The following is an 18065-nucleotide window of genomic DNA, read 5'->3' on the forward strand; positions in this document are numbered from 1 at the left end:
CAGGCTAAGCGGTCATTGCCGGGGAGGTATCGATTTGTCCCACGGCTTGTGTCACGAGTTCCGGTGCGGGGTCGAAGATGTCGTGAGCTGCCAAATCGATGGTTTCGACGCCACGTACGGCTCTCTCGCATCGCTGCGCGAGGTCGACTCGACACTCCCCTGCCTCCTCGAGCGGAGCCAGCCTGACCTTCACCTCGACGTTCTTCTGACGCAGGATCCGACGGATGGACTGACCGATAGTTTCGGTGCCGACAAAGCACGGTCCGGTGCACAGGGAACCGTCGGCGTTCTCGTAGCGGATCGCCATCGGCTGAACCGGGCATTCGGCGTCGACGGCAGCTTGGAACATCGCCGGGCGAAAACCTCCGTACGCCCGCCCGCACCAGGTCGTTCCCTCGGGAAACACCATTACGCGGACACCACGCTGAAGTCGTTCGCGAACGACGTCGACGGTTCCGGGAAGTTCACGCAGTCGGGCGCGATCGATGGGCACTACGCGCATCCGGCGCGCGAGACCACCGAGCACTGCCCAGTCGAGCAGGTCGGCACGGGCGACGAAGTTGGCCGGGGCAACGGCACTCGCGACGAGGACGTCGGTCCACGACACGTGACCGGCGACAACCATCACGCCCGCCGGTTCGGCGCGCCCCAACCGCTGATCGTCGACCGTGAGCTTCATTCCCAGACAACGCAGCAACGCGCGCGAGTATCCGCGTTGCATCTCCGTACGCCAGGTGCGCGGGAGCAGCCAGCCGGCCGAGAGCACCGGCGCAGTCACCAGTGCGGCGCCGACCATGATCCCGCGGGCCATCACGGTGATACTCGACACACCGGGTGCGTCCGTAGGTAGGCACCCGTCGCCGCAGGGGCTCGTCGGCACCCAGTACGGCACCGTCGCGGTCATCAGCCGATCCCCGATTCGTGTGCGGCGGCCGCCGATCGCAGCCGTTCCAGATAGCGCTTGTTGGCGGAGTGAAGGCCTTGCAGCGCAACAAAATCGGCCACACCGAACTCAGGATCGTGAGCAGGTTCCCCGCAGATCATCGCGCCCATCCGCAAGTAGCCACGGAGCAACGGCGGCATCGTCACGCGTTCCGGTGAGGCAATCTCGTCGAGCGTCAGACCGCCGAGGACCACCGAGTTTCGTGGCGTCACCCGCCGCGACTCAGGGCTGGCGTGTTTGTTCATCACGAAGTCACGGACGCCGCGGACATCGGCGCCGGCAATTGAATCGGGGCTCGGCAAGATGGGCACGGAGACGCAGCCCATCACCCACTCGTATCCGGTCAGTTCGAGGTAGTGCAGAATGCCCGACCACATCAGGCTCAGGACGGATCCGGTGCGGTGCGCGGGATCGACGCACGCGCGACCCATTTCGACGATCCTGTTCGCCACCGGATCGAGCGCGGAGATGTCGAATTCGGTTGCGGTGTAATACCCACCTGCCGCCGCAGCGGAATCCGGCGGCAGCATTCGGTAGCAGCCGACGTACTCCTCGGTGATGTTGTCACGAACGAGTAGATGATCACAGAATTCGTCGAAGCCGTCGGCGTCGAGTTCGAAGACCCCGGCCGACGCCGGGAGGGAGAAGCCTGGCTCGGAGGCGAACACTCGGTATCGAAGGCGCTGCGCTGCGACACGATGCTCGCGGTCGGAGGAGACGATCAGGGAATATCTCGGCTGGGCGACCTCACGGCCGAGATTGTCACTCGCGGAGCGAAGGACTGACGTAATTGTCATGCGCAAGGTTTATCGAGCGCGAACGGCGTCTCGGTATCGACGAAGTGACATGCCGATGCAGGCCGGGTGAATAAAGCACTGTGCGCCTTTATCAACCGCGGGGGGTTGATAAAGGCGCACAGCAGTTTGTGCTTTTTAGCCCTTGTGGGACTTCACAGCTTCGGTGAGCTGCGGTGCGACGTTGAACAGGTCGCCCACGATGCCGAAGTCGGCGATCTCGAAGATGGGTGCCTCTTCGTCCTTGTTGACCGCGACGATGGTCTTGGACGTCTGCATGCCGGCGCGGTGCTGGATGGCACCGGAAATGCCGAGCGCGATGTACAGCTGCGGGGAGACCGTCTTACCGGTCTGACCGACCTGGAACTGTCCGGGGTAGTAACCCGAGTCCACAGCGGCACGCGAAGCACCGACTGCAGCACCGAGGGAATCGGCCAGCTCTTCGACGACGGAGAACTTGTCCGCGCTGCCGACGCCACGTCCACCGGAGACGACAACCGACGCCTCGGTGAGCTCGGGGCGGTCGCCGCCGACAATGGGCTCACGCGAGGTGACCTTGACGGCACTCTCGTCCTGAGCCGGAACCTCGACGGTGATCTGCTCGCCTGCGCCGGCCTGCGGAGCAGCCTCGACTGCACCCGGACGAACCGAGTAGACGGGAACGTCGCCGTTGGCCTTGGCTTCGACGGTGAACGCGCCACCGAAGATGGAGTGGACGCCGGTGCCGTCAGCCTTGATCTCGATGACGTCGGTCAGCAGTCCGGAGCCCAGACGTGCGGCCAGACGACCGGCAACCTCTTTGCCCTCGGTGCCGGCTGCGGTGATGACTGCTGCCGGGCTGGTGGACTCGACCAGAGCGGCGAGAACGTCGACCTTGGGGGTGACGAGGTAGCCGTCGATGTCGTCGGACTCGGCGACGTAGATCTTCTCGGCTCCGGCTGCTGCCAGAGCGTCGGCGAGCTTTGCTGCGGTGCCCGCGGGGCCGGCGACAACTGCCGACGGCTCACCGAGTGCGCGTGCAGCGGTGATGAGTTCGGTGCTGACCTTCTTCAGCGCACCCTCTGCGTGCTCTACGAGCACAAGTACTTCTGCCATGACTTAACTCTCCCTGAGTTCTTCTGCTGGATGTCTAGAAGGGCGCGATCAGATGACCTTGTTGCTGACGAGGTAAGCGGCAATCTTGGTGCCACCGTCTCCCTCGTCGGCGATGCGCTCACCAGCGGTACGGGGGGGCTTCGGGGTGGAGGACGTCACGGTGGTGCCGGCGTTGGCAACTCCGACGGTCTCCGGGTCGACTCCGAGGTCGGCCAGCGTGTAAACGAGAACTTCCTTCTTCTTCGCGGCCATGATGCCCTTGAAGGACGGGAAGCGCGGCTCGTTGATCTTCTCGGTGACCGAGACGATCGCGGGCAGCGAAGCCTCGAGGCCGAAGACGCCCTCGTCGGTCTCGCGCTCACCGGTGATCTTGCCGTCGGCGACGACGACCTTGCGCAGCTGCGTGAGCTGCGGGATGCCCAGGTACTCGGCGATGATGGCCGGAACAGCGCCGACGCGGCCGTCGGTGGCCTCGTTGCCGGCGATGATCAGGTCGGCAGGCTCGTCGTTCTCGAAGGTGATCTGTCCGAGAGCAGCAGCGAGCGTCCATGCGGTCTGGATCGCGTCGGAGCCGTGCAGTGCCGGGTCGTTGATGTGGACGGCCTTGTCGGCGCCCATCGACAGAGCCTTGCGGATAGCGTCGGTGGCGCGGTCGGGACCTGCGGACAGCACCGTTACCTCACCGCCCTGAGCTTCCTTGATCAGGAGTGCTTCTTCGACGGAGCGCTCGTTGATCTCGTCGAGGACTGCGTCAGCGGCTTCACGGTCAAGCGTGTAGTCGCCGTCGGTCAGCTTGCGCTCGGACCATGTGTCGGGGACCTGCTTGATCAAAACAACGATATTCGTCATGGGTCTTCGTCGACCTCCTGTGTGTAATTCACCTGATAAATCGTCTGTGGTGCTCGCGCAGTCCGAGCGTCCGAAAAGAGAGTCCGACAGGTCTCCCCACGGGCGAATTTCTCGGCTCACGTCGGCTGTGCGTTAGATTACCCCACGTTAAGTTACCGGTGGGTAACTTAACGTGGAACCTCGTCCACCATAACGGCACGAACAGGAATTGACAGCAGTGATCTGGACCACGGCGAACACGTTCTACTCGGATGGCACTAATCTCGCACGGGTGAGTGAAACGAGTGTCAGCAACCACGAGGACGCACCCCTGCCCTTGACGGGCGAACGAACCGTGCCAGGAATCCCCGAGGAGAACTACTGGTTCCGACGCCACGAAGTGGTGTACCGCGCACTTCTGGAGCGCTGCACGGACCGCCGAGTCCTCGAGGCCGGATCCGGAGAAGGCTACGGCGCCAACATGATTGCGGACATCGCAACGAAGGTTACCGGCCTCGACTACGACATCTCCGCGGTCGAACACGTCCGCGCGCGCTACCCCCGCGTCGAGATGCTCCACGGCAACCTCGCCGAGCTTCCACTGGCCGACAACTCGGTTGACGTCGTCGTCAATTTTCAGGTGATCGAGCACCTGTGGGATCAGGGTCAGTTCCTGCGCGAGTGCTTCCGAGTTCTCGCTCCCGGCGGTGAACTTCTGATCAGTACCCCCAACCGGATCACGTTCTCCCCCGGCCGCGACACGCCGCTCAACCCTTTCCACACTCGTGAGCTCAACGCCGCCGAAATGACCGAATTGCTCGAAGACGCCGGATTCCGCGTTCAGTTGATGACCGGCGTCCACCACGGTTCACGCCTGAAGGAACTCGACGCCAAGCACGGCGGATCATTCATCAACGCGCAGATCGACCGCGCGTTGGCCGGTGAGCCCTGGCCCGAAGATCTCACCCGCGACGTCGAGGGCATCACCGTCGACGACTTCAGCATCAGCGAACCCGACATCGACGACAGCCTCGACCTCGTCGCTATCGCCGTGAAAGACAGCGCTGCGAAGGAAACTGCCGTGAAGGAATCCGGCGAGTGAGTAACGCAACACCCGTCACCGAACCGGGGATGTTCGCCCTGGTTCTGCACTCCCATCTGCCGTGGCTCGCCAACCACGGCAGATGGCCCGTCGGCGAGGAATGGATCTACCAGTCCTGGGCTGCGTCGTACATTCCGCTCGCCGCCGCGCTACGACGACTGGCCGACGAGGGCCGATCGCACCTGCTGACGCTGGGAATCACGCCGGTGCTCGCGGCCCAGTTGGACGATCCCCACTGCCTCGCCGGTATGCATCACTGGCTCGGCAACTGGCAGATCCGTGCACACGAGGCCGCCGGCATGCCGGACGCAGCGCACCGCGAACTCGGAGCGCGCGAACACCGAGCGTCCGCAGCGGCTCTCGAAGATTTCGAGACTCATTGGCAGCACGGCGCCTCACCCGTGTTCCGCGACCTCATCGACCGCGAGGCCTTCGAGCTTCTCGGCGGGCCGCTGGCCCACCCGTTCCAACCGCTGCTCGACCCTCGCTTGCGTGCGTTCTCCCTCCGCGAAGGTCTCGCCGACGCGCATGCCCGGTGGAACCACACTCCGACCGGGATCTGGGGGCCCGAGTGCGGGTACACCCCGGGCATGGAGCGCGGGTACGCCGAAGCGGGCGTCACCCACTTCATGGTCGACGGTCCCGCCTTGCGCGGCGACACGTCCCTCGGTCGCCCGGTTCGAGAATCCGACGTGGTTGCCTTCGGCCGCGACCTGCAGGTCAGCTACCGCGTCTGGTCCCCGAAATCCGGATATCCGGGTCACGCTGCTTACCGCGATTTCCACACCTACGACCACGAGACGGGCCTCAAGCCGTCGCGGGTCACCGGACGGACCGTCGACTCCGCCGACAAGTTGCCGTACGACCCCGAACTCGCCGCCGCCGCCGTCGACAAGCACGTCGCCGACTTCGTCGAAACCGTTCGGGCGCGTCTGCGCAGTGAATCCACCCGCATCGGCCGCGACGCCCTCGTGGTCGCAGCATTCGACACCGAACTGTTCGGGCACTGGTGGCACGAAGGCCCGCAGTGGCTCGAGAAGCTCCTGCGCGCGCTTCCGGAAGCCGGAATTCGCGTCGGCACCCTCGCCGACGCCAAGGAATCGGGATACGTGGGCGAACCCGTTCAGCTCGAGGATTCGTCCTGGGGATCGGGCAAGGACTGGCGCGTATGGGCCGGCGATCAGGTGTCCGACCTCGTGCAACTGAACTCCGAGGTGGTCGATACCGCCCTCACCACCGTGGACAAGTCTCGCGGCCGCGACAACGCACCCGGCCGACCGGAACTGCGAAACCGGGTCAACGATCAGGTCCTTCGCGAGACACTGATGACAGTTTCGAGCGATTGGGCATTCATGGTGAGCAAGGATTCGGCCGCGGGGTACGCCCGCGAACGCGCACACAAGCACGCCCACGCGACCCGGGAAATCTCCGAAGCGCTCGTTTCCGGCCGCGATGCCGTGGCCGAGCGGCTGGCCGAAGGCTGGAATCACGCCGACGGATTGTTCCCGGGGCTGGATGCTCGCCGTCTGCCTGACACAGAACTGGTGAACGGGAGCGCGTCGTGAAGATTCTCATCGTCTCGTGGGAGTACCCACCGGTCGTTGTCGGCGGCCTCGGCCGACACGTCCACCATCTCGCCACCGAGCTTGCGGCTGCAGGCCACGAAGTCGTGGTTCTCTCGCGCCGCCCCTCCGGCACCGATGCGTCGACGCACCCGACGGTCACGCACATCTCCGAAGGCGTACTGGTCGTCGCAGTGGCCGAGGACCCGGCACACTTCGTCTTCGGCGAGGACATGCTCGCGTGGACCCTCGCGATGGGTCACGCGATGGTCCGTGCCGGGATGGCGCTGCACAAGCCAGGAGTGGGCGAGGGCTGGCAACCGGACGTCGTGCACGCACACGACTGGCTGGTCGCACATCCGGCGATCGCCTTGGCCGAATTCTATGACGTCCCACTGGTTTCCACCCTTCACGCCACCGAGGCGGGTCGCCACAGCGGTTGGATCTCCGGACGCATCAACCGCCAGGTCCACTCGGTCGAGTGGTGGCTGGCAAACGAATCCGACTCTCTCATAACCTGTTCGGCGTCCATGCAGGAAGAAGTGACCGAACTCTACGGTCCGACGCTGCCGCCGATCACTGTCATCCGCAACGGAATCGACGTGACCACGTGGAACTTTCGCGAACGTGGCCCGCGGTCAGGGCCGCCGAAACTCCTCTTCGTCGGCCGCCTGGAATACGAGAAGGGTGTGCAGGACGCTATCGCGGCACTCCCCCGAATCCGTCGTAGCCACCCCGGCACGACCCTCGCGATCGCGGGCGAAGGCACCCAGTTCACCTGGCTCTACCAACAGGCGCGCACACATCGCGTCGCGCGGGCAGTGGACTTTCTCGGCAACCTCGATCACACGGAACTGCTCAGCTGGCTGCACGGAGCGGACGCCATCGTCCTGCCGTCGCGCTACGAGCCGTTCGGGATCATCGCCCTCGAAGCGGCGGCAGCCGGCACGCCGCTGATCACGTCCACCGCAGGCGGACTGGGCGAAGCGGTAGTCGACGGGGTGACCGGGATGTCGTTCCAACCGGGTGACATCGCCGGGCTCACCTCGGCGGTCCGCGAGGTTCTCGACGATCCCGCCGGGGCGCAGGAACGGGCAGTGGCCGCCCGGGCACGCCTGACGTCGGACTTCGACTGGCATCAGGTCGCCGAGGAGACTGCTCACGTCTACGCGGGCGCAAAGCGTCGGGTGCGGCAGCCGTTGGCGCGGCCGCAGATTCCCGAGCGGCCGCTCCCTGGTCGCTGAAGAGCTGACCTCAGCGGGTCGGGAGGGGCGCGGTGAAGCGAGAACTCGCATCCCCGAGCAGATGGCCCGGTGGCAACATCCGGCCACACAACACCAGCAACAAGTCCTGCGCCGCTCCGTGAACCTCGGCGCCGGCACCGTACGTCCAGTCTCGGTCGTCGGCGCGCAACCGAGCGCCGTCGAGGTCAGTTCCGAAATACTTCACGGTTTTGGGCGAGAGTCCGCTGAGCACACGAGTGAGCCGGTCTTCGGGCACCACGTAGTCGTCGCCGAGTGCCACGCGAATGTCCTGACCGTGGATCACGTCGTGTGAGAGTGCACCCTCGAAGCCACCGCCCGGCGGCTTCCACGGGTGTGCGACGTTGTCGCGAAGCGAGGCAAGCAGTTGTTGCTCACCGACTTCCGACGCGTCGGCGAGCGCTCGCCGATTCGACATCTTGGTGAAGTTTCCGCGTGACTTGACCATTTCCACGACGAATCGCGGCGCCGAGTATCGGTAGGGCATGGTGATGTGCGCGATCACTTCGCGGACCCGCCACCCGTCGCACAGGGTCGGCGCGTTCCACTGCTCCTCGCTCAGGCCTTCGAGAAATCCCACCAGTTCGCGGCGCTGCGCCACGACCCATTCGGGTGTCTGTTCGCTCATGTCGGCACTCCTTTCACCGGCGCAGACTTTCGGCGCCGATACCGATACAGACCGGTGGCGGCGCCGAAAGTAATCGCTGGTTCTGCCAAAAAGTGAGCTACGACGTCGACGACGCGTCGGCAGCGTCCGCAGCAGCCTTCTTGCGTGCGATGTCCTCGAGTGCCGCGATGTACTTTGCACGATCGGCAGCGCCGGCTTCCCAATCGGACTTGCGGTTCTTGACCGCCTTCGCGGGCGAGCCGACCGCGATGCTGTAGTCCGGGATGTCTCCCTTGACGACGGCGTGCGCCCCGAGGACACAACCGCGTCCGACGCGGGTATTTCGCAGCACGGTGACCTTCGCTGCCACCCAGGTGTCCGGGCCGATACGGACGGGGCCCTTGACGATGCCCTGGTCCTTGATCGGTGTGTTGATGTCGTCCATGCGGTGGTCGAAGTCGCAGATGTAGCACCAGTCGGCTACGAGCGTCGACGCACCGATTTCGATGTCGAGGTAGGTGTTGACGACGTTGTCCTTGCCGAAGACGACCTTGTCGCCGATGCGCAGCGAACCTTCGTGGCAACGGATCGCGTTGCCGTCGCCGATGTGTACCCAGCGCCCGATCTCGAGGCGGGACAGGTCGGGGGTCGAATGGATTTCGACGTTCTTGCCGAGGAACACCATGCCGCGCAGGATCACGTGCGGGTTGGCCATCTTGAACTTGGCGAGACGGTAGTACCGCACCAGATACCAGGGTGTGTACGCCTTGTTCGCCAGAACCCATTTGAGGGAATCGACCGTCAAGAACTTGGCCTGATCGCTGTCGCCTCGGCGTGATCCCCGCCATCGAGTGCGCAACGGTGCGCCCCACATGCTCGTCATGAGTGTTCAGCCTACGTGGGGCCGACTCACCGACCCTCGGGGTGTGCCCCGTCACGTCGCCCCGGTCGGGATAGTCTCTGGTCCGGGCTTGTGCAGTTACCGAGGGCTCTTGATCAAGTGAAGGCAGGGAGATTGTGATGCGGCGGGTCCTACGGTCGTCCGTGATGGTGTCGACGGCGATCGCTGCGGCCCTGATCGCCGGTTGCGGCAGTGACGACGGACGGGTGGACCGGTACGCGTCGGCGGGTTGGCCGGCCATGCATGCCGACGCCCGCAACAGCGACACGAGCCCGGTCACCGGATCACGCGATGTCGAGTTCGCATGGTCACGCCCTCTCGGCGGTCCGGTTGCCGCGTACGCCTCGGTGGCCGCGAACGGCCAGAGCTTCGTCACCGCCCGCACCGAGAACGGCTGCAATCTCTTCTCGTTCCAGATGGATACGGGTCGCAAGAAGTGGTGCGCTCGACTCAACGACGGAGTAGTCGCGTCCACGCCCATCGTCGACACGGCCACCAATGTCTACGTCGGTGAGAGCGGCGCGATGATGTCCTTCACCGAGACTGGTCAATTGCGTTGGCGCACGCTCGTTGTGGGCACTCCTCTCTCGTCGCAGTTCACCGGCGACGGAAACCTGTTGTTCATCACCCAATTGGGTCAGATCAACGTGCTCGACCCGCAGACCGGCGCCAAAGTGGTTCCGTCGTTCGACCTGATCCCGCCGCCGTCGATCGACCAGGGCGCAAATGCAGAACTCATTCCCGACAACAAGGGTTTGAACGAGTGCTTCCTCGGCACGTCCGGCTGCCCGGTGGCCAATACGCCGGCAGTGGACCTGGGCACCGGCAAGTTCTACTTCACCTTCTACGGACCCAGTTCTCGGGCAGCCGATCTGGTCGCCATGAAGTACACGGGCGGCGACAATCCGTCCATCACCCGCGAGTGGTCCACCGACGCGCTTCCCGGTGGAACGGCGTCGAGCCCGGACCTGTCGAAGGACGGCAAGACCGTGTACGCCACCGACAACAACGGATCTCTCTGGGCAGTGAACGCCGAAACCGGTGACACCAGGTGGAGTTACGACATCGGCTTCAACTCGGCCGGTAGTGCCTCGACGTCCGACGACGGTTTGATCATTCCCGCCGGCGGCGACAAGGGCCACCTCCTTGCCGTGCGCGACGAGGGAGATCACGCCGAACTGGCCTGGGAACGTAAAGACCTTCTGCAACTGGGTGTTCCGGCGCAGACCGCCGGCAACACCGGATACACCGTCGTCCGTGAGGGTGAGAACGGACTGAGCCTGATCACCTTCGACACCGAAACCGGTGAGACGGTGGATCAGGACACGTTGCCGGGAGCAGTCGGCTTCACCGTCGGCACCTCGATCGGCCCCAAGGGCGAAGTGTTGACGCCCAGCGCAATCGGTGAGCTGTTCGTCTTCAAGTGAGCTAGCGGGAAGCCTCACAGATGAAGGCCGACGCCGATCGTCCGATCCGCACGATCACGACGCTCAGTGCACGCGAGCCCTTGAGCTTGAGCCGTGGACGCAGCACTGCCGGGTCCACGTCGACTCCTCGCACCAAAATTTCGGCCACACCGCAGTCCCGCTTGGACAGTGTCTGTTTGAGCAGTTTCTCCGAGTACTTGATCTGCTCGAGGATCCGGAATCCGCGAACTCCCTCAGGGACGCTGTCACCGGTCAGATAAGCGATGCGTGGATCGAGCTGCCAGAGGCCGTGTCTGGCCGCGTAGTGGCGCACGAGGCCTGCGCGCACTACCGCTCCGTCCGGGTCGATGATCCACTCCCCCGGAGCTTGCTCCGGAATCACGTCGTCCTCGGCGTCGGTGATCGCCCACCCGCTCCCGTCGGAGCGAAGCACCGAAGCTCGACGCGTGACGCCGGACTCGGCCAGTCCCGTCGACCACAGGCATGCTTCCTTGACGCCGCCGTCGAGCGAGACGACCTCGACTTCCCCGTCCCAGCCCAGATTGTCGAAATCGAGTCCGGGAGCACACTTCACCGCGAGATCACGGCCGGAGTACGCCTCGACGAGGTCCGGTAGCGGCGGCATCAACGCTGCCGGATCGTGAGTGCGGCGACCGCCCGATCGCCGGGCGGGGTCCGCCAGTACGACGGTGTCGCGTGTCGTCGGGCGGAGCGCGTCGGCCCGCAACAACGCTGCGCTCGGCACATTGCGCTGTGCCATCGCCAGGCGAACGGAATCGATGTCGCTGCCGATCACGCGATGCGCAACTCCGGTCAAGGCATGCAGTTCGGCGCCGATTGAGCACGTCACGTCGTGGACGTCGCGCCCGATCAGACGCTGCGCGCGGTGCGCCGCCACAACACCGGGAGTGGCCTGCTGCATCGCGTCGTCCGTGAACAACCACTGATCACTGCCGGGCAGTTTCGAAGCGGCCTTGCGTCGAAGCAGGACGGTGTCCACGAGCGCAGGCATGTGATCACCGAAACGCGTACGCGCCCGGCCGATGTCGGCCAGACGCGTACGCGTGGACAGTTCGAGCTGATCCACCTCGGCCAAGGCAGCTACGCCGGAATCACTTCCGAGATAGTCGACGTCGCCGAGGGTGAAGTCATAACCCAATTCAGTTGCCGGGCTTCACGCCGGTGATCATGACGTTGTAGAAGAATCCGCGAGGAACGACGTGGCGGAGCACCTTCTCGTCGACCCAGCTGAGCGTCTTCCAACCACCGAAAGCGAAACGTCCCCAGCCCCAACCGAGCTTCTCCGGCGGAACAGCTGCTTCGAAGGTACGGACCGGCCATCCGAGAAGCGCCGCGGCGAATTCCTCGGTGGCAGCGTGGACCTGATCGGCTCCCGCGGACTTCGCCATGTTCTCGAGGTCGGTGGGGTCGAACGTGTGGATGTCGACGACTGCTTCGAGCGCTGCTGCGCGAGAGGACTCGTCGAGCTCTTCCTGCGGGCGACGCCAATCTGCCAGGAACGGCAGCTTGGTCACGCGCGTGGTTGCTTCCCACGTCGCGCGGCCGAGCCAGCGGGCGTAGAAGTTACCGACAGTCGTGGGCTCACCGGCGAAGACGAAACGGCCGCCGGGCTTGAGGACACGAAGGACCTCGCGCAGCGACTTCTCGACGTCGGGAATGTGGTGCAGCACGGCGTGGCCGACGACCAGGTCGAAGGTGTTGTCCTCGTACGGAATGGTCTCGGCATCGGCAACACGGCCGTCGACCGGAAGGCCGAGGCTTTCTGCATTGCGCAGTGCGACCTTGACCATGCCGGGCGAGAGGTCGGTGACCGAACCGGTCTTGGCGACTCCACCCTGCATCAGGTTCAGGAGGAAGAATCCGGTGCCGCAACCCAGTTCGAGGGCGCGCTCGTACGGGAGCGGCTGATCGCCCGCGACGGCGTCGAAACGACCACGTGCGTAGTCGATGCAGCGCTCGTCGTACGAGATGGACCACTTGTCGTCGTAGGTTTCGGCTTCCCAGTCGTGGTAGAGCACCTGGGCGAGCTTGGTGTCCTTACGAGCGGCCTCGACCTCTTCGGCCGTGGCGTGCGGCCGCGGCGCGGGGTCGACTACCGAGGTGTCGGTAGCGGCGGGCGGCGTGACGGTTGCGTCGTCATTCGGGCTGGCTGTCATGGCGGCTATCCTACTCGCTGGTAAGAGATGAACAAGTTCTAGTTTAGGGGAGCCTACTCGCCCGTGAACTCGGCCTTGCCCGGACCGTTGGCGATGAACGACTCCATGCCGATCGCCTGATCCTTGGTCGCGAACAATCCGGCGAACAGATGCTGCTCGATCTTGAGCCCGGATTCCAGGTCGGTGTTCAGACCCTCGTCGATGGCTGCCTTGGCAGCAGCCAACGCACGTGACGCTCCCCCGACGAACTGCGAGGCCCACGTGCGAGCGGCGGTGTACACGTCGTCGGGAGCGACGACCTCGTCGACCAAACCGATGGCCAACGCCTCGTCAGCCCCGACGAAACGGCCGGTGAAGACCAGATCCTTGGCCTTGGCCGGTCCGATCAGACGAGCCATGCGCTGCGTTCCGCCACCACCGGGAATGATTCCGAGCAGAATCTCCGGAACTCCGAGCTTGGCGTTGTCTCCGACGATCCGGCGATCGGCCGAGAGTGCAACTTCGAGTCCGCCACCGAGTGCGTATCCGGTGATCGCGGCAACGGTCGGCTTCGGGATGGACGCCACGGCGCCGAGCCCGGCCTGCATGCCACCGATGGCGTCACGGATCTGGCCGTAATCCATCTCGGCCATTTCCTTGACGTCGGCACCTGCTGCGAAGACTTTCTCGCCGCCGTAGACGATGACGGCCTTGACTGCCTTGTCGACGGTCGCAGCATGTGCGGCAGCAGCCAACTCGTCCTGGACCTGACGGTTCAGAGCGTTCATGGGCGGGCGCGCCAGACGGATGGTGCCGATGCCTTCGGAAACCTCGAGAGTCACAAATTCAGCCATGATCGAGAGGTTACTTTGCCGCCTTGACCGACCACGGATGCGGCCCGGCGACGTAGTAACCGTCCTGATTCGGGAACTCGACGCGCAGAGTCTCCTCGTCGGTGATCAACGTAGGCAGGATGACGGGAATCTCCGGCTCGGCTGCGAGTATCTCCGCCACCGAGCTGAACTTGGCCAATTCGGTCAGCTGACTCCACGTCGGCGGCAACAGGATGCTGCCACCCTCCCGCCAATGCGCCAGCGCGTCCCGCGGGCTCTGCCAACGCACCTCGGCGGCCTCGGAGGTGACCCCGTCCGCGATCTGTCCGGTCGGTGACGCTGCGACGAAAAAGCGCGTGTCGTAGCGGCGGGTCTCGCCCACCGGCGTGATCCAGTTCGCCCACGGCCGCAGCAGATCCGTTCGCAGGACCAGGTTCTCCTTCTTCAGGAAATCGCTGAACGACAGCTCGTGCTTTTCGAGAGCAACGCGGTCCTGGGCGTAGCCGGCCGTGTCCGCGACGACGGTGTCCCCGGTCGGTCCGGCGAGCAGAACGCCGCACTCCTCGAACGTTTCCCGCACCGCAGCCAAGACGAGAGCCTTCGCCCGAGCCACATCCGTGCTGAACCGCTCGGCCCACCACTCGACCGACGGTCCGGCCCACTCGACCTCTGCCGTCGCATCGGACTTGTCGACGCCTCCGCCGGGGAAGACCGTCATGCCCCCGGCAAACGCCATCCCCTGTACTCGTTGAAGCAGGAAGATCTCGATCCCGGATTCGGCATCGCGCACCAAGATGACGGTCGACGCATCCTTGGGCTCGGGGACAGCGTTTGCATTCTCGTTAGCCATGCTTCGCGAACCTACGCGATCTGTGATCTGGAACGCATTTCAGGTCCCACTGAAGCTCACGCGCGATGAGCTCCTGACGGCCTTGCGCGGCGCGCGAAGTATCGGCCGTCCGCCTTGTCGAGGCTGATGGACTGGCTGAATGCCGCGCTCAGATTTTCGGCGGTGATGACGTCGTCCAGAAGGCCCTGAGAGACGACCTCACCTTCCTTGAGAAGGAGTGCGTGAGTGAATCCCGGCGGGATCTCCTCGACGTGATGGGTGATCAGAACGGTAGCCGGGGCGTCCGGATCGGCAGCCAGTTCGGCGAGTCTGGCCACAAGTTCCTCACGTCCACCGAGATCGAGCCCGGCGGCGGGCTCGTCCAGGAGAAGAAGTTCGGGATCGGTCATCAAGGCTCGCGCGATGAGGACGCGCTTGCGCTCGCCTTCGGAAAGCGTCCCGTACGTGCGATCCGCCAGGTGCTCGGCGCCGAGGCTTTCGAGCATCTCCACAGCGCGCGAGGTGTCCATGGATTCGTACTCCTCGCGCCACCGACCGAGAACGGCGTAGCCCGCCGACACGACTAGGTCGCTGACCTTCTCGTCGCCGGGCACGCGGTTCGCCAACGACGACGAGGACAAACCGATTCGCGGGCGCAACTCGTTGACGTCGACCTTGCCGAGAACTTCGCCGAGGAGGTGGGCAGAACCACTGGTCGGGAAAGTCTCACCGGCCGCGATGCGCAGCAGCGAGGTCTTGCCGGCACCGTTGGGTCCGAGCACCACCCATCGCTCGTCCAGCTCCACTTTCCAGGTGACGGGCCCCACCAGAGTGGACCCTCCCCGACGGATGAGTACGTTGTCGAAATCGATGAGCAGATCTGGATCAGGTAGCGGCACCCGAACATCTTCCCGCACATTCTCCGGCCGTTCACGGCAGGATCATCTTGCGTGTCGCCTCTCATCGAAACTCGCACCCCGACGCCCGGGTCTCCGTTCCCACTCGGCGCCAACATCGTGGACTCCGGAACCCAGTTCGCGGTCCACGCACCAGCTGCGTCGAGCGTCCAGATCTGCCTGATCGACCAGGACGGAAACGAAGATCGCGTCGAACTCCGGCAACACACGTACGGAATCTGGCACGGGATCATCGCCGGGATCGGTGCGGGGCAGCGATACGGAATTCGGGCAAGCGGCCCGTGGAATCCGCGCGCCGGACTGAGACTGAACCCACACAAGCTGCTCATCGATCCGTGGGCGTGCCGCATCGAGGGGGAACTCGGTGACCACCGTGCCCTCCTGTCGTACGCCGACGATCCTTTCGGCGACCCGTCTACCCTCGACTCGCTCGGCCACGTGCCGCTGTCCGTGGTGACTCCCGGCCTCGTGCCCGCCGGAGCCCGCCTCGAGACGCCGTGGGAGGAAAGCGTGATCTACGAACTGCATGTGGGCGCGTACACCGCCAGTCATCCAGGAGTACCCGCCGCCCACCGCGGAACGTACCTCGGCCTGACGGCACCGGCCGTGATCGATCACCTCGTCTCACTCGGCGTCACCGCCGTGGAACTGCTTCCCGTACAGGCGTTTCTGACCGAACAGAGCGTCCGCGAGCGAGGGATGCGCAACCACTGGGGATACTCGACGGCGTCGTACTTCGCCCCGCATCCCGGATACGCGGCAACTCCGGGCGGCGAAGTCACCGAGTTCCGGATCATGGTCGACGCACTACACGCGGCAGGCATCGAGGTCATCCTCGACGTCGTCTACAACCACACCTGCGAGCAGAGTGTCGACGGAATCAGCGTCAGCTGGCGAGGTTTGGACGGCCCCGGCTACTACCTTCTCGACGGCGACGGCCGCGACATCGACCTGACCGGGTGCGGCAACACGGTCGACGCCTGCTCCCCCATCGCCGTCCGCATGATCACCGACAGCCTCCGCTACTGGGCCACCGAAATGGGTGTCGACGGCTTCCGATTCGATCTCGCGAGCGCGTTGGGTAGGCCGCGCGGCGGCGGCTTCGACCAGCGGGCGTCCATCTTGTCGGCCATCTCCTCCGATCCGGTACTGACCCGGTGCAAGCTCATCGCCGAACCGTGGGATGCCACTGCCGACGGTTACCAGGTCGGAAACTTCGGACTCCAATGGTCGGAATGGAACGACAAGTACCGCAGCACCATTCGCCTGTTCTGGAACGGCGGCTCCAGCGTCCGGAAGGTCGCGTCGCGCCTCGCCGGGTCCGAGGACATCTTTGCCGGCAGCGGCCGTCGCCCATGGGCGTCGATCAACTTCGTCACAGCGCACGACGGGTTCACCGCCGCCGATCTGGTCGCGTACAACCACAAGCACAACGAAGCCAACGGTGAAGACAATCGTGACGGCGCCGATCACAACGATTCGTTCAACCACGGAATCGAAGGCCCGAGCACCGATCCCGAGATTCAGGACGCCAGGGCACGTCATGTACGGGCGCTACTGGCCACGCTCGTGCTGTCGACAGGCACACCGATGCTCACCGCCGGAGACGAGTTCGGCCACAGTCTCGGCGGAAACAACAACGCGTATTGTGTTCCCACACTTGCCTCCCCAGCCGATTCGTGGGCCCTGGACTGGACGGCGGCCGATCAGTCGTTGGTGCAGTTCGTCTCCCGAGCGTTCGGATTACGCCGAGCGGCACCGGCCTTGCGTCAGCCCGAATTCTTCGAAGGCAGAAGAAGACTGGAGCACCCGGACCTCGTCTGGTTCGACGCTGCCGGCGTCGAGTTCGACGACACCGCATGGTACGACGAGAGTCACCGAACGCTGCAGGCCTGGATCGACGGAGCCGACGTTCGGTCTCACACTCGGACCGGGCGCCCACTCGGTGACGACAGTTGGCTCCTGATCCTGCATTCCGGTGGACCGGTTCAGGTCACCGTCGGCACTCCGGAATGGTTCGACGGCACATTGACTGCATCGTTCGATTCGGCGTCACCGACCGGCGAACCCGCCTCCACGGCCGAAGTTCCCGTCGGCACGGAGATCTCATTGACCGGACCCACGGTCTTGGCCTTACGTTCCGTGACACGTCCGCCGGTAACCGCTGCTGTCATGGAATCCGGCAGCACCTTGATCAGTAATTGAATGGTCGGCCCGATCCCGAAGGCGTACAACACTGTTCCGACGCCAACCGTTCCACCGAGGAGCCATCCGGTAGCGAGGACCGCGATTTCGATGCTGGTACGCACGAGCCTGACCGACAAGCCGGTGCGCGCCACCAGTCCTGTCATCAACCCGTCGCGGGGACCCGGCCCCATGCCTGCCCCGATGTAGAGAACGCTGGCCAGTCCGTTGAGGAGGATTCCCGCGACCATGATCGCGGCGCGAACTGGCATGGAATCAAAGACCGGCAAGAAGGCCAGTGAAGTATCCACCGAGATTGCAATGACCACGACATTGGCGACCGTGCCGAACCCTGGCCGCTGACGGATCGGAATCCAGAGCAGCAGTACCACCGCACCGGTAATCGCAGTGATCACGCCGAAACTCAGCGAAACATGCTCGGCCACGCCCTGATGGAACACATCCCAGGGGTCCAGTCCGAGGCCGGCTGTGATCATCATGGCCATCGAGAAGCCGTACAACCACAGACCAACGAACAGCGAGGCGAATCTCCGTATCAACACTCGACCATCTTGAAGGCCACTGGACTGTTCATCCATAGCCAAGTTGTCGATACTGGACTGGT

16 protein-coding genes and 1 pseudogene are annotated in these 18065 nt (G+C 64.5%); 5 read left to right on the forward strand and 12 right to left on the reverse strand.

Annotated elements, in window-relative coordinates; all coding sequences use genetic code 11:
- Window positions 1-4: 4 nt before the first annotated feature.
- The 4 genes from AC1DVN_RS24060 to AC1DVN_RS24075 form a co-directional block, all read right to left on the reverse strand.
- Window positions 5-904, reverse strand: coding sequence for a lysophospholipid acyltransferase family protein (locus AC1DVN_RS24060; protein ID WP_047890161.1), 900 nt, complete (start codon window positions 902-904; stop codon window positions 5-7).
- Window positions 904-1740 (reverse strand): GNAT family N-acetyltransferase, encoded by an 837-nt coding sequence (locus tag AC1DVN_RS24065; protein ID WP_477846045.1) that lies wholly within the window; start codon window positions 1738-1740, stop codon window positions 904-906. Before AC1DVN_RS24065 ends, AC1DVN_RS24060 begins: the two co-directional genes overlap by 1 nt.
- A 135-nt stretch (window positions 1741-1875) precedes the next feature.
- Window positions 1876-2832, reverse strand: coding sequence for an electron transfer flavoprotein subunit alpha/FixB family protein (locus AC1DVN_RS24070; RefSeq protein WP_003944698.1), 957 nt, complete (start codon window positions 2830-2832; stop codon window positions 1876-1878).
- Between the two features lie 48 nt (window positions 2833-2880).
- Window positions 2881-3681 carry an electron transfer flavoprotein subunit beta/FixA family protein gene (locus AC1DVN_RS24075; protein WP_019747906.1) on the reverse strand — a complete coding sequence of 267 codons (801 nt, stop codon included), beginning with the start codon at window positions 3679-3681 and terminating at the stop codon, window positions 2881-2883.
- 271 nt (window positions 3682-3952) lie between these two features.
- Between AC1DVN_RS24075 and AC1DVN_RS24080 the strand changes: the two genes are divergently transcribed.
- From AC1DVN_RS24080 to AC1DVN_RS24090, 3 genes are read left to right on the forward strand one after another with little or no spacing between them, the layout of a single operon-like run.
- Window positions 3953-4762, forward strand: a complete 810-nt coding sequence (locus AC1DVN_RS24080; protein ID WP_477846046.1) for a class I SAM-dependent methyltransferase — start codon at window positions 3953-3955, stop codon at window positions 4760-4762.
- A gap of 29 nt (window positions 4763-4791) precedes the next feature.
- Window positions 4792-6327, forward strand: coding sequence for a 1,4-alpha-glucan branching protein domain-containing protein (locus AC1DVN_RS24085; RefSeq protein WP_308372486.1), 1536 nt, complete (start codon window positions 4792-4794; stop codon window positions 6325-6327).
- Window positions 6324-7568, forward strand: coding sequence for a glycosyltransferase family 4 protein (locus AC1DVN_RS24090; RefSeq protein WP_020907242.1), 1245 nt, complete (start codon window positions 6324-6326; stop codon window positions 7566-7568). Before AC1DVN_RS24085 ends, AC1DVN_RS24090 begins: the two co-directional genes overlap by 4 nt.
- Window positions 7569-7578: 10 nt before the next feature.
- Here the strand turns inward: AC1DVN_RS24090 and AC1DVN_RS24095 are convergent, their stop codons facing one another.
- Both AC1DVN_RS24095 and AC1DVN_RS24100 read right to left on the reverse strand, forming a co-directional pair.
- Window positions 7579-8214, reverse strand: a complete 636-nt coding sequence (locus tag AC1DVN_RS24095; protein WP_021333083.1) for a maleylpyruvate isomerase family mycothiol-dependent enzyme — start codon at window positions 8212-8214, stop codon at window positions 7579-7581.
- Between the two features lie 97 nt (window positions 8215-8311).
- Window positions 8312-9076, reverse strand: coding sequence for an acyltransferase (locus AC1DVN_RS24100; RefSeq protein WP_003944741.1), 765 nt, complete (start codon window positions 9074-9076; stop codon window positions 8312-8314).
- A gap of 137 nt (window positions 9077-9213) precedes the next feature.
- On the opposite strand from AC1DVN_RS24100, the gene AC1DVN_RS24105 reads away from it, so the two are divergent.
- A complete protein-coding gene (locus AC1DVN_RS24105; protein WP_029255097.1) occupies window positions 9214-10521 on the forward strand; it encodes an outer membrane protein assembly factor BamB family protein in 1308 nt (435 codons plus the stop codon).
- Window position 10522: 1 nt separating this feature from the next.
- Here the strand turns inward: AC1DVN_RS24105 and AC1DVN_RS24110 are convergent, their stop codons facing one another.
- From AC1DVN_RS24110 to AC1DVN_RS24130, 5 genes are read right to left on the reverse strand one after another with little or no spacing between them, the layout of a single operon-like run.
- Complete coding sequence (locus AC1DVN_RS24110) at window positions 10523-11680, reverse strand: THUMP-like domain-containing protein (RefSeq protein ID WP_080910887.1); 1158 nt, start codon at window positions 11678-11680, stop codon at window positions 10523-10525.
- Window position 11681: 1 nt separating this feature from the next.
- Window positions 11682-12698, reverse strand: coding sequence for a class I SAM-dependent methyltransferase (locus AC1DVN_RS24115; protein WP_003944733.1), 1017 nt, complete (start codon window positions 12696-12698; stop codon window positions 11682-11684).
- 53 nt (window positions 12699-12751) lie between these two features.
- Window positions 12752-13531, reverse strand: coding sequence for an enoyl-CoA hydratase/isomerase family protein (locus AC1DVN_RS24120; protein WP_338480716.1), 780 nt, complete (start codon window positions 13529-13531; stop codon window positions 12752-12754).
- A 10-nt stretch (window positions 13532-13541) separates the two neighbouring features.
- A complete protein-coding gene (locus AC1DVN_RS24125; RefSeq protein WP_153212476.1) occupies window positions 13542-14360 on the reverse strand; it encodes an NUDIX hydrolase in 819 nt (272 codons plus the stop codon).
- Window positions 14361-14416: 56 nt separating this feature from the next.
- Window positions 14417-15238: an ABC transporter ATP-binding protein gene (locus AC1DVN_RS24130; RefSeq protein ID WP_003944728.1), complete on the reverse strand. Its 822-nt coding sequence runs from the start codon at window positions 15236-15238 to the stop codon at window positions 14417-14419.
- Window positions 15239-15289: 51 nt separating this feature from the next.
- On the opposite strand from AC1DVN_RS24130, the pseudogene glgX reads away from it, so the two are divergent.
- Window positions 15290-17332: pseudogene (gene glgX, locus AC1DVN_RS24135) on the forward strand (glycogen debranching protein GlgX); the annotation flags it as partial.
- Here the strand turns inward: glgX and yczE are convergent.
- Window positions 17245-18039 (reverse strand): membrane protein YczE, encoded by a 795-nt coding sequence (gene yczE, locus AC1DVN_RS24140; RefSeq protein ID WP_029255092.1) that lies wholly within the window; start codon window positions 18037-18039, stop codon window positions 17245-17247. The pseudogene glgX and the gene yczE overlap by 88 nt on opposite strands.
- Window positions 18040-18065: the final 26 nt, after the last annotated feature.

This window comes from Rhodococcus sp. P4_E4, assembly GCF_056401575.1.